Here is an 11,796-nt window from a genome sequence, read left to right on the forward strand (position 1 = left end):
GTCAAAAGTACTCGGGACGGGACTTGAACCCGTACGGCCACAATGGCCATTGGATTTTAAGTCCAACGTGTCTACCAATTCCACCACCCGAGCATGTTGCTCAACGTGTCTATCTCCCGATAGCTATCGGGACCACCACCCGAGCATGTCCATAAACAAAAAACTCCACCCGTGGTGACTGAGCGGAGTCAAAGTCGAGCGAAAAACGGGATTCGAACCCGCGACCTCCACCTTGGCAAGGTGGCGCTCTACCAACTGAGCTATTTTCGCATAAAACCTAAGAACAAAGCACCATTTTTTTGATGCTCGCCTGTCTTCCGATAGGCAGGTGCAAATTTAAAATAATTCTTTAAACCAAAAAGAATTTTTCACTCGAAAAGTTCAACCTTGCCCTCTTTAGTGGGAAGATGGGGCGGGGGTGTTTCGTGGCTACGAACTGGCACTCTTCTTCTTGCTCAGTAAACGTTTGATTTCATTGAGCTTCATCAATGCTTCTACTGGTGTCAGCGTATCGATATCGAGATGGAGTATCTCCTCTTTGATTTCCTCCAGCAGGGGATCGTCAAGGTTGAAAAAGCTCAGCTGCATTTCTTGGCCCACGGACTGTAGGGCCTCAGTGTTTTCTTTTTGCGAATGTGATTTTTCGAGCTTCTTCAATATTTTGTTGGCCTTTTGTATGACTTGTTGTGGTACACCGGCCATTTTCGCCACATGGATTCCAAAACTGTGCTCACTGCCCCCGGGCACCAATTTTCGAAGAAACAGCACGTTGTCTTTCAGTTCTTTGACCAACACGTTGTAATTTTTGATTCGGCCATAGGTTTCGGTCATTTCGTTTAACTCATGATAATGGGTAGCAAAGAGTGTTTTTGCCCTTGCGGGATGTTCATGCAGGTATTCGGCGATGGCCCAGGCAATCGAAATACCATCGTAGGTGCTGGTGCCCCGCCCGATCTCATCCAATAGTACAAGGCTCCGCTCAGAAAGGTTGTTCAAGATAGAGGCGGTCTCGTTCATCTCTACCATAAAGGTAGATTCGCCCATGGAAATATTGTCGCTGGCACCCACCCGCGTGAATATTTTGTCAACCAGACCGATTGACGCTTTTTCAGCGGGCACAAAGCTTCCCATCTGGGCAAGTAGCACAATCAAGGCGGTTTGCCTCAGAATTGCCGATTTACCGCTCATGTTGGGCCCGGTGATCATAATGATCTGTTGGTCGTCCCTATTGAGAACTACATCATTGGCCACATAGCTTTCCCCAAGGGGCAATTGTTTTTCGATTACAGGATGTCGGCCTTCGCGAATCTCGATTTGGGTCGAATCGTTTACCTCTGGGGCGTGGTATTGGTTCTCTTTGGCCAATTGGGCAAACCCGCATAGGCAATCGAGCCGTGCCAACAGATGGCCGGTCTGTTGAATGGGTTGAATGTATTCTTGCATCCACACCAAAAGTTGCTCGAACAATTGTTGTTCTAGCTGTGCAATGCGCTCCTCGGCCCCCAGAATTTTTGACTCGTACTCTTTGAGCTCCTCGTTGATGTAGCGCTCGGCGTTCACCAAGGTCTGCTTGCGAACCCATGAATCGGGCACTTTGTCTTTATGGGTGTTGCGCACCTCTATGTAATACCCAAAAACGTTGTTGGAGGCTATTTTTAATGAGGAAATGCCGGTCTGTTGCATTTCTCGTTCAAGCATTTTGTCGAGATAATCCTTGCTTGAAAAGGCCAGGTTTCGCAGTTCGTCCAACTCTTCTGAATAGCCATCGGCAATGGTCTGGCCCTTTAGAATATTGACAGGGGCATCTTCGTTCAGCACCTGTTTGATCTTTGTGCGTAGGGGTTCGCACGAATCAAGGCCCTTGCCAAATGTTTGCAAAGCCGTGTTGTCGGCTTGCTCGATGACTTTTTTTATGGGCAGTACCGCTTCAAGCGAATTTTTTAGCTGCACCACTTCTTTGGGGTTGATCTTGCCTGTGGCCAATTTTGAGACCAATCGCTCAAGGTCGCCCATTTGCTTGATATGGTGCTGTATTTTCTGTAAAAAGGCCTCTTCTTGATGCAGGTAGGTTACTATGGCAAGTCTGTTCTTTATTTTTTCAAGATTTTTAAGGGGGAGGGCCAACCAGCGTTTCAACAGTCTGCCCCCCATGGGCGAAAGTGTTTTGTCGATAACCTCCAGAAGGGTGACGGCATTTTGGTGGGTCGAATGGTACAGTTCTAGGTTGCGAATGGTAAAACGGTCCATCCATACATATTCCTCTTCGGCAATGCGCTGAAGCCTGCTTATATGCTGTAGTTGTCGGTGTTGGGTCTCAGAAAGATAGTGCAACACCGCACCCGAAGCTATAATGCCCTGTGATAGGTGCTCGACCCCAAAACCCTGCAAGGTCTTGGTCTTAAAATGGTTGGTAAGGCTTTCATGGGCATAATCGGTCTGAAAAATCCAATCCTCCAAGAAAAAGAGATGCCATTGGTTGCCAAATGTGTCAAGAAAGTCTTGACGATGGTTTTTTGAAACCAGTACCTCATTGGGCGAGAAATTCTGCAACAGCTTGTCGATTTGCTCGCGGCTGCCCTCAGAAGTAAAGAACTCACCGGTTGAAATATCCAAAAAGGAAACCCCCAGCTTTTGCCTTCCAAAATGGACGGCACCCAAAAAATTGTTGCTTTTGGCACTCAGAATATCATCGTTCAGGGCCACCCCAGGGGTCACCAGTTCGGTAACGCCCCTTTTGACGATGGTCTTGGTCTGTTTTGGGTCTTCAAGCTGGTCGCAGATGGCTACCCTTTCGCCGGCCTTTACCAGTTTTGGTAGGTAGGTGTTGAGTGAGTGGTGCGGAAAACCCGCCAGTTCGGTCTGGTCGCCCCCATTGTTGCGGTGTGTCAGCACAATGCCCAATATTTGGGAGGCCTTGATGGCATCTTTCCCAAAGGTCTCGTAGAAATCGCCCACACGAAAGAGCAACAAGGCATCGGGATGCTTGGTCTTGATGGTATTGTATTGCTGCATCAAGGGCGTTGTCTTCTTGCTTTTCTTTGTGGTGGCCAAAACGTAAAAAAGTATTTTTGCCGAAAATATGGTTTTAAGGGTGCTTCGAAAATTTTTGTTGATATTTTCGGGCCAATAGTTGAAAAATAACATGCGAAAACTCCGTAACGAAGAACTGGACCGATTGGATGTCGAAGAATTCAAAAAGGCCAAGAAGATCCCCGTGGTATTGGTGCTTGACAATATCCGGAGCCTCAACAACATCGGCTCCCTATTTCGTACGGCCGATGCTTTTTTGGTACAGAAGATATACCTCTGCGGCATTACGGCCACACCGCCCCATAAAGACATTCGAAAAACCGCTCTGGGCGCTACCGAAAGCGTTGATTGGGAATACCGAAACGATATTGGGCAATTGGTCGATGAACTAAAGGACCAGGGCATCAAGGTGCTATCGGTTGAGCAGGCCGAGGGGGCCATGATGTTGAACGATTTTCAGGTAGAAGACCAGAAAACCTATGCCCTGATCTTTGGCAACGAGGTGATGGGGGTGCAACAAGAGGTGGTGTCTGTAAGTGACAGGGTCATCGAAATTCCACAATTCGGCACCAAGCATTCGCTGAACATTTCGGTGAGCGCGGGGGTGGTTATTTGGCACTTTTGGTCTCAACTACAGGCCAAAAAATAGAAAACCCTGACGGATCTGCCAGGGCTTAGCATATAGTTTGAGTTAGTTAGTTTCAGTGAAACCGGTTGCTAATAAAATAAAACCAATCGTTATATCCAAACAAATGCCTTAAAATTTTGTTAAGGGGAAACTCCCAGAATTTTTGATTGCAGCATATCCAATATCGTTTCATAGTCAGAAGGGTTGGCCACAAAATCGAGCTCCCCGAGGTTGATGACGAGAGAGTTTTCTTCAGAAAGCCCCTTGATAAAATCCAGATATCCCCTGTTTATTTTTTCTAGATAGGCAGGCTCTATTTCCAATTCATATGACCTTCCCCTTTTACGGATGTTTTCGAGCAAACGTTCTGGGGTTTGGTACAAAAAAACATATAGATCGGGCTTTGTCACCTCTTTGTACATAAAGTTGAAGAGCTTTCGATAGAGCATGAATTCTTCTTTCGGCAGGGTGATCTGGGCAAAGATCAACGATTTAAAGATATCGTAGTCACTGACCAAAAAGCTCTTGAACAAATCCAATTGGGTGGTATCATCGGTAAATTGTTGGTAGCGATCTGCCAAGAATGACATTTCGAGCGGAAAGGCGTAGCGCCCCGGATCCTTATAAAATTTGGGCAAAAAGGGGTTATCCGCAAAACGCTCCAATACCAATTTGGCATTGAAATCTTCGGCTATTTTTTTGGTCAAGGTGGTCTTGCCGGCCCCGATGCTTCCCTCAATGGCCATGAACTGCAACTGTGCAAAAAGCTCTATTTGGGTGCGATGCAGTTTTGTGGGCAATTTTTCAAGTGGGTTCTTGTTCTTGCACTGCTGCAAAAGGTTTCGGGTATCTTTCTTGAGCACGGGATGGTAGAACTGCGGGGCGATGTCTGCCAACGGCTTCAGCACAAAACGCCGGTTTGCCATTTCGGGGTGTGGTATGGCCAAGGCATCTGTTTGAACCACCTGATCGCCATAGTAGACGATGTCTATGTCGATGGGGCGCGAGCTATAGCCCTGTCCCTGTTGGCGTATGCGGCCAAATTTCTGTTCGACTCGAAGTAGTTCGTCCAAAAGACTGGTCGGCTCAAGGGAAGTCCGCAATTCAGCGCAAACGTTCAAAAAGGATCCTCCCTCGAAACCTATCGGCGGATTTTCATATACAGGGGATATGGCCGTCACTTTTCCCGCACTGGTCCCAAGTTCAAAAAGGGCCTTTTGAAGCAAATTGAGGCGATTGCCCAGATTGCTTCCCAACGATAGATATGCAATAGTTTCCTCCTTCATATACCGGGCAACAAAATAAACAAAACATTGCGACAATGGTTATCTTTGCGAGGCAATAAAAAAGACGGTATGAAATTTTTGCGAAACTTGTTGGCAGCCATTCTCGGCACACTCATTGCCTTTGGAATACTATTCGCCATGTTCCTGATTTTTTTGGCATTGGTGGGCAATGCCGATGACACGGTGGCCATTAAAAGGGGCTCTGTGTTGGAAATAACGCTTAACCGGCCTATCTATGATTATGAGGGGCAAGATGAAGCGGACCCTTTTAGGGGCCTGTTCGAGGTCGGTGCGGGATTGGATGAGATCTTGCATGCCATTGCGGTTGCCAAAAATGATGAAAATATACGTGGTATTAGCCTGAACTCGGGGTTTTTGATGGCTGGCATGGCACAGACCCAAGAACTCAGAAAGGCCCTTCAAGATTTTAAGGACGCGGGCAAGTTTGTGTATTCGTATGCAGATTATTACACCCAAAAAGATTACTATTTGGCCAGTGTGGCCGATAAGGTATACCTGCATCCGCAGGGTGCCATGGATTTTAAGGGGCTTTCCACTGAAATCCTTTATTTCAAGGAGCTACAGGAAAAATCTGGGGTCAAAATGGAGGTGGTGCGCCACGGCAAGTACAAGAGTGCGGTAGAACCTTTTCTCTCCGATTCCATGAGCGATGAAAACAGGGAACAGATCAAAGAATTGATTACCTCGTTATGGAATGTGATGATAGCGGATATCGGTGCTTCCCGTAACCTTGACACCGGCGACCTTAATAAAATAGCCGATACCTTGGGCGCTCGCTTGCCAGATTATGCGACCCAAACGGGTCTGGTCGATGGGGTGCTGTACTTTGATGAGTATGAAGCAGAGTTAAAGAACGAACTCGCCCTAGCAGAAGACGATGAGGTCAAGTATGTGCGTCTGCCAGACTATGTGAAGGTGGCCAAGCGCAAAAAGATCACTACCGGAAAAGATAAAATTGCCCTGATCTACGCCCAGGGAGAAATTTTGTATGGTGAGGGCGATAAAGATTATATGGGACAGGGCCTTATCACGCGGGCCTTAAAGAAAGCACGCGAAAATGACCGTGTCAAGGCCGTGGTGCTAAGGGTGAACTCCCCTGGGGGCAATGCCCTTACGGCCGATATTATTTGGCGAGAGGTCGAATTGACCAGAAAGGTAAAGCCCGTAGTGGTCTCATTTGGCGATGTGGCCGCTTCGGGCGGCTATTATATCGGTGTGGCCGGTAATCATATCGTGGCCGAGCCCACCACCATAACGGGGTCTATCGGGGTCTTCGGAACCATTCCCAATATCAACGAACTGGCCGATGATATCGGTATCAACGCCGAACAGGTGGGCACCAATGCCAATTCGGTCGATTATTCACTTTTTGAGCCCATGTCAGACGGTTTTAGAAAGGTCATTGAAGAAAGTATCGAGAATACCTACCAGACCTTTTTGAGCCGGGTTGCCGATGGAAGGGGCATGTCAAGGGCCGCTGTCGACAGCATTGCTCAGGGCAGGGTATGGAGCGGTGTTGAGGCACAGCGTCTTGGCTTGGTAGATGATTTGGGCGGATTGGATGTGGCCATTGAAAAAGCAGCGGAACTGGCAGAAATCGATACATATGGGCTGCTCAAATACCCTAGGTACAAATCGGATTTTGAACGTCTCATGAGTGATTTGAATGGAATAAAAATGGATATTGGCAGGGCTGTGCTCAAAGAGGAAATAGGGGAGGATGCCTACCAAATACTCCATGACCTTAAGCAGTTGACCCAACAAGAGGGTATTCAGGCGCGCATGCCCTTTACCCTGAACATAAAATAAACGGATGACGCCGAAAGACAAGAAACGTGCGTTCTCGGTGTATCTCTATCTTGGTGCCCTGTTCATCACCTCATTGGTGGTATCGAACCTGATTTTCCAGAAGTTTTTTTATTGGTATCCTTTTGGCGACACAACCATATTTGGGGCGCCCTTGTTTGAGCTTTCAGTGGGCATTTTGCCCTATCCCATCACCTTTTTGATCACTGATCTGATATCTGAAATTTATGGAAAAACGAAGGCCAATCAGGTGGTGACCGCAGGGATTTTTGCTTCGTTTTTCTCCATTTTGATTATTTATGTGGCCAATGAGGCACCGGCCATACCCTCTTCGGGTATTGATGATGAAACCTTTACAAAGGTATTTGCCCTGACGCCATTGGGCGTGTTGGCCTCTATGCTGGCCTATCTGTCGGCTCAGTATATCGATATCTCCATTTATCACTTTTGGAAAAGGCTTACCAAGGGCAAGATGTTATGGCTGCGAAACAATTTTTCGACCTTTACCTCGCAATTGGTCGATACGTTGACTGTGGTGGCCCTACTCTGTATTTTCGGGGTGCTGCCGTGGGACAAATTTTACGGTCTGGTCGTCAGCGGCTTTATTTTTAAGATAATTATAGCATTTTTAGACACCCCGTTGCTCTATCTTTTCGTATATATATTTCGAAGACGTTTTAACCTAAAGGTGGGAGAAGAAATTCGGTTGGATTGATGCTTCGGCCTTTGCAAAAAAAGATGTAACCTTTTTCAACATGTCCCAAAAACCATGAAAAAGAAAAAGAAGAAAAAAATTCTACGGATTACCGGCGTTGTCTTTTTGGCACTGGTCGGTATTTTATTGGCCATTCCATTTTTGCTGGAGGGCAAAATAGGTATCCTTATTAAAAACAAGGTCAACCAAAATATCAATGCAACGCTCGATTTCAATGAGGCAGACTTGAGCTTATTGGGCAGTTTCCCAAATGCCAAGGTCTTGCTCAAAGGCACCACATTGGTCAACAAGGCACCCTTTGAAGGCGATACGTTGTTTTCTTCCGAGAAAGTGGCACTTACCATGGGCATTGGGGAACTTTTCAAAAGTGCTGAAGATCCGATTGCCATAAAAAGCCTGGTCATAGACGGGGCCAAGCTGCACATCAAAATAGATGAGCAAGAAAATACCAATTACGATATAGCCAAGGAAGACGATAAGGCCACCACTTCTTTGCAAAGCGGGGGCAATGATTTTTCGTTCGACCTTGAGTCATACGAAATCACCAATTCAAAGGTGGTGTATGATGACCGTTCGACCGATATGCGCTTGGTGGTAAGTGAGATACGGCACACAGGAAAAGGTGACCTGTCGCTGGCCACATCAGAACTTCAGACAAAGACAGACGCCTTGCTTTCGTTGGAGATGGACAGCATCAGCTACCTAGACAAGAACAAAGTGGCCCTTGATGCGTTGATTGGCATTGATTTGAACGAGAACAGATATTCCTTTCTAAAGAACGAGGCACTGGTAAACCAGCTGCCACTGGTCTTTGATGGGTTTGTGAAGGTCAACGATGATAACCAAGAGATCGACATCTCTTTCAAAACGCCTTCATCAGATTTCAAGATTTTTCTGGCGGTCATTCCCTCAGCGTATTCAAAAAGCATAGGGAACGTTGAGACGAGCGGCAATTTTGAGGTAAACGGGCGGTTTGAGGGAATTTTAGACGAAGAACATATTCCAAGGTTCAACATAAAGGTCAATTCAGAAAACGCCTCGTTCAAATATCCGAACCTGCCAAAATCGGTCAGAAATGTCAATATTGATGCCGAGGTGGTGAACGCCAGCGGCTTGGCCGACGATACTTTTGTGAGGGTCAAGAAACTAACATTTCAAATTGATGACGACCGCTTTGCGGCCCAGGCCGACATAACCGATTTGCTGGGCAACACCAAAGTAAAGGCGGCTCTGGACGGAAAGATAAATTTGGCCAATATCTCAAAGGCCTACCCCGTACCTGCGGGTTATGACCTATCGGGGCTTTTGACAGCCGATGTGAGCACTGCCTTTGACATGGCCTCCATCGAGAACCAGCGCTACGAAAATACCAAGACTACCGGTACCCTGAACCTTCAAGGGTTTCAATACAACTCACCCGAATTGAAAAACCCGGTAGTGATCGATGAGGCGGCACTCAAGTTCAACCCTACCACCGTGACCTTAAATAATTTTTCCGGAAAAACGGGGCAGACCGATTTCAGGGCAAACGGCACCATCACCAATCTGTTGGGGTATCTGTTCAATAAAGAAGATATACAAGGCAATTTTAGGTTGATCTCGGATACCTTTGCCTTAAATGATTTTATGGTCGGGGAGGCTCCTGAGGAAGGTAAAGAGGATGCTGGTAATCCATCCGCCGAGAAAATCAAGATTCCTTCGTTTTTAAACTGCACCATCGATGCCACGGCCAACAATGTCATTTATGATAACCTGAATTTGACCGGTGTCTCAGGTCGCTTATTGGTAAAAGAGGAAACGGCAACCATACAAGGCCTGACCTCTTCTTTGTTCGGGGGAAAACTGAACCTGAACGGAAAAGTTTCCACCAAATCCGAGGTTCCCGTGTTCGACATGGCCTTGGGAGTGGACGGATTTCAGATTTCAGAATCGTTCGCAGCGATGGACATGCTCAAGGTATTGGCGCCGATTGCCAAAGTGTTGGAAGGAAAGTTGAACTCGACCATCAAGCTATCAGGAAATCTCAAAAACGATATGACACCCGATTTGGCCACCTTGTCGGGCAATCTGTTGGCAGAATTGCTCTCTACTGAGTTCACCGCCGAAAGAACCCCATTATTGTCCACGTTGGACAGTAAACTTGATTTCTTGAACCTGCAGGAATTGGACCTCAACGGACTCAAGACCGCCCTTAGTTTTGAAAATGGCACGGTGGCGGTAAAACCTTTTGATATCAAGTATAAAGATTTTGTCATCAATGTTGCTGGGGGCCATACTTTTGACCAGAAACTACAGTACAACGTCACCATTGATGTACCTGCGAAATACTTAGGTTCTGAGGTGAACATACTCTTGGCCCAGATCGATGATACAAGTCTGGAGAATTTGACCATACCGGTAACCGCAAACATCGGGGGAAGTTATACCAACCCGAATGTGACCACCGATCTGACCACCGGGGTCAAGAAATTGACGTCGCAATTGGTTGAGATCCAAAAAGAAAAATTGAAGAACCAAGGCAAGAATGCTGCCAAAGACCTGATCGGGGGGCTCTTTAAAAAAGATTCGACCGCAGGCGATTCCTCAGCAGCTGAAAAGTCTGACGTCAAAGCTGTTTTGGGTGGTTTGCTGGGCAACAAGAAAAAGGACACCACCACGAATGACAGCACCGGAGTGGTTAAGGATACAGTAACCACGGGAGACGTTGCTAAAAAGGCTGCCAAAAATATCTTGGGCGGATTGCTGGGAAGCAAAAAGAAAAAGGATTCAGTCAATTGATGGTTTTCCATCAATTCACCTTGTTTAGTTTTCAAATATGCAGTCCATCAATTCTTTCAGGTGGCTTATTGGTATAAAACATACCTCGGGGGCTTTAGTCCGTTCAATCGCAGGTAAACAAGCATTTGGCCCCTGTGGTGGGTTATGTGGTCGGCAAGCAATAACAAAACCTGTCTTTTTGTTCTATCAGATTCAAAATAATCCAATCGTTCCCCAAGTTTGTTCACATCAAAATTTGAAATGAATTCTATGGTTTTGTCGAAGGTATCATCGATTTTTAAAATCATATCTTTTTTTGATTTGGCATCTACCTTTAGTTCGGTGTCTGTATTCCAATCCCTTGCCTTACGTCCACCCATTAAGGATTGACTGTGCCAGTCCATTGCCCAACCAATATGCATCAAATTTTCTGCAAAGCTCATTGATTCCGGAGTCGCTTTGAACCCATATTTGTCTTCTGGCATACTTTCGGCAACAAGTAGCAAATATTTTCTTGAATTTTCCAATCGTTCTAAATATTCCCTGATAAAAACATCCTCTTGGGCATTCAAATCCGACGCAAAAAAGGAAAGTAGTACTATCGAAGCGAAAATCACTGGTTGGTTCATAACATTAAATTTGATGTATAATCAACAATACAAATGAGAAATGAGTCACTTTATTCCATAATATCGGTAAGTTATGCAATAGTTATCGGTCAATTGATGTCAATCCCCACAAAATAGCCTTCATTGCCACGAATGTTAAAAACAGTGCTGTCTTCAAAAATGAGGTATTGCCCTTTAATGCCCTTTAAAACGCCACGGTAGGATGGGTTTTTGTCAAGATTGAGGCTTTTGACCTTTTCAGGGTATTGCAGCACCGGAAACTCGATTTGTGTCTCTGTGTTCGAATCGATATAATACTCAGCGGCTTCTTCGGGTATAAACGCTTTAAGTCTGTTTCGCCATTCGGTCAAATCGAGGTCTTTTATATCGTTCTTCAGCATCTTTTGCCAACTGGTCTTGTCGCCGACATGCTCTTTTAAGGCTACCTCGGTAATGCCGGCCAAATAACGGTTGGGCACTTCTACAATTTCGATGGCCTCATGGGCCCCTTGATCGATCCAACGAGTGGGTATTTGCGATTTTCGGGTTACGCCCACCTTGACGTTGCTCGAATTGGCCAAATACACCACATGTGGTTGTAGTTGCATTCTTTTTTCAAATGCCAGATCGCGGTCTTCTATGTCGAGGTGGGCAGTGCTCAATTCGGGTTTCATGATCCAATCGCCTGCAGCAGGGGTCTCAAAAAAACAGGTCTTGCAAAAACCCTGGCGGTAAATGGGCCGGTCTTCGCCACAGTTCAGGCATTGAAATTTGATGCACTCGATTTTCAACGATTTGTCAAGGGCTTGGTTCATGTTGATAAAATCATGGTCGAACACCAAAAAATAATTGACAGGTGGCCCGATTTCGGTACGCATTTTACGCAAAACGCCTTCGTATAACATAGGTGGTTAAAATGAGAAGTTTCTTATTTTAGCAATGAAC

Annotated in this window: 8 protein-coding genes and 2 tRNA genes; 4 read left to right on the top strand and 6 right to left on the bottom strand. The window is 46.0% G+C overall.

What is annotated here, in order from left to right; genetic code table 11:
* Window positions 1-8: 8 nt before the first annotated feature.
* The 3 genes from VC82_RS09880 to mutS form a co-directional block, all read right to left on the bottom strand.
* Window positions 9-93: transfer RNA gene (locus VC82_RS09880), tRNA-Leu, on the bottom strand.
* Window positions 94-197: 104 nt separating this feature from the next.
* Window positions 198-270: transfer RNA gene (locus tag VC82_RS09885), tRNA-Gly, on the bottom strand.
* A gap of 159 nt (window positions 271-429) precedes the next feature.
* Window positions 430-3,012 carry a DNA mismatch repair protein MutS gene (gene mutS, locus VC82_RS09890; protein ID WP_045803373.1) on the bottom strand — a complete coding sequence of 861 codons (2,583 nt, stop codon included), beginning with the start codon at window positions 3,010-3,012 and terminating at the stop codon, window positions 430-432.
* A 130-nt stretch (window positions 3,013-3,142) separates the two neighbouring features.
* Between mutS and VC82_RS09895 the strand changes: the two genes are divergently transcribed.
* Window positions 3,143-3,679 carry an RNA methyltransferase gene (locus VC82_RS09895; RefSeq protein WP_045802232.1) on the top strand — a complete coding sequence of 179 codons (537 nt, stop codon included), beginning with the start codon at window positions 3,143-3,145 and terminating at the stop codon, window positions 3,677-3,679.
* Window positions 3,680-3,798: 119 nt separating this feature from the next.
* Here VC82_RS09895 and folK read toward each other — a convergent pair whose 3' ends face one another.
* Complete coding sequence (folK, locus tag VC82_RS09900; RefSeq protein WP_045802233.1) at window positions 3,799-4,944, bottom strand: 2-amino-4-hydroxy-6-hydroxymethyldihydropteridine diphosphokinase; 1,146 nt, start codon at window positions 4,942-4,944, stop codon at window positions 3,799-3,801.
* Window positions 4,945-5,013: 69 nt separating this feature from the next.
* Here folK and sppA point away from each other — a divergent pair, with 69 nt between their 5' ends.
* The 3 genes from sppA to VC82_RS09915 are packed head-to-tail and all read left to right on the top strand — an operon-like array spanning window position 5,014 to window position 10,264.
* The gene (gene sppA, locus VC82_RS09905) at window positions 5,014-6,774 is read left to right on the top strand and encodes a signal peptide peptidase SppA (RefSeq protein WP_045802234.1); all 1,761 of its coding nucleotides are present in this window, start codon (window positions 5,014-5,016) and stop codon (window positions 6,772-6,774) included.
* Between the two features lie 4 nt (window positions 6,775-6,778).
* Window positions 6,779-7,486 (top strand): queuosine precursor transporter, encoded by a 708-nt coding sequence (locus VC82_RS09910; protein WP_045802235.1) that lies wholly within the window; start codon window positions 6,779-6,781, stop codon window positions 7,484-7,486.
* A gap of 54 nt (window positions 7,487-7,540) precedes the next feature.
* The gene (locus VC82_RS09915; RefSeq protein WP_045802236.1) at window positions 7,541-10,264 is read left to right on the top strand and encodes an AsmA-like C-terminal region-containing protein; all 2,724 of its coding nucleotides are present in this window, start codon (window positions 7,541-7,543) and stop codon (window positions 10,262-10,264) included.
* 65 nt (window positions 10,265-10,329) lie between these two features.
* Here VC82_RS09915 and VC82_RS09920 read toward each other — a convergent pair whose 3' ends face one another.
* Both VC82_RS09920 and VC82_RS09925 read right to left on the bottom strand, forming a co-directional pair.
* Window positions 10,330-10,872 carry a DinB family protein gene (locus VC82_RS09920; RefSeq protein WP_045802237.1) on the bottom strand — a complete coding sequence of 181 codons (543 nt, stop codon included), beginning with the start codon at window positions 10,870-10,872 and terminating at the stop codon, window positions 10,330-10,332.
* Between the two features lie 89 nt (window positions 10,873-10,961).
* A complete protein-coding gene (locus tag VC82_RS09925) occupies window positions 10,962-11,756 on the bottom strand; it encodes a DUF2797 domain-containing protein (RefSeq protein WP_045802238.1) in 795 nt (264 codons plus the stop codon).
* Window positions 11,757-11,796: the final 40 nt, after the last annotated feature.

It is taken from the genome of Flagellimonas lutaonensis (assembly GCF_000963865.1).
GTDB classification, from domain to species: domain Bacteria; phylum Bacteroidota; class Bacteroidia; order Flavobacteriales; family Flavobacteriaceae; genus Flagellimonas_A; species Flagellimonas_A lutaonensis.

What these genes read in the sequence shown, in the direction of transcription:
- mutS (WP_045803373.1), bottom strand. Translation starts at nt 3,012, where the DNA reads ATGCAGCAATACAATACCATCAAGACCAAGCATCCCGATGCCTTGTTG.
- VC82_RS09895 (WP_045802232.1), top strand. Translation starts at nt 3,143, where the DNA reads ATGCGAAAACTCCGTAACGAAGAACTGGACCGATTGGATGTCGAAGAA.
- folK (WP_045802233.1), bottom strand. Translation starts at nt 4,944, where the DNA reads ATGAAGGAGGAAACTATTGCATATCTATCGTTGGGAAGCAATCTGGGC.
- sppA (WP_045802234.1), top strand. Translation starts at nt 5,014, where the DNA reads ATGAAATTTTTGCGAAACTTGTTGGCAGCCATTCTCGGCACACTCATT.
- VC82_RS09910 (WP_045802235.1), top strand. Translation starts at nt 6,779, where the DNA reads ATGACGCCGAAAGACAAGAAACGTGCGTTCTCGGTGTATCTCTATCTT.
- VC82_RS09915 (WP_045802236.1), top strand. Translation starts at nt 7,541, where the DNA reads ATGAAAAAGAAAAAGAAGAAAAAAATTCTACGGATTACCGGCGTTGTC.
- VC82_RS09920 (WP_045802237.1), bottom strand. Translation starts at nt 10,872, where the DNA reads ATGAACCAACCAGTGATTTTCGCTTCGATAGTACTACTTTCCTTTTTT.
- VC82_RS09925 (WP_045802238.1), bottom strand. Translation starts at nt 11,756, where the DNA reads ATGTTATACGAAGGCGTTTTGCGTAAAATGCGTACCGAAATCGGGCCA.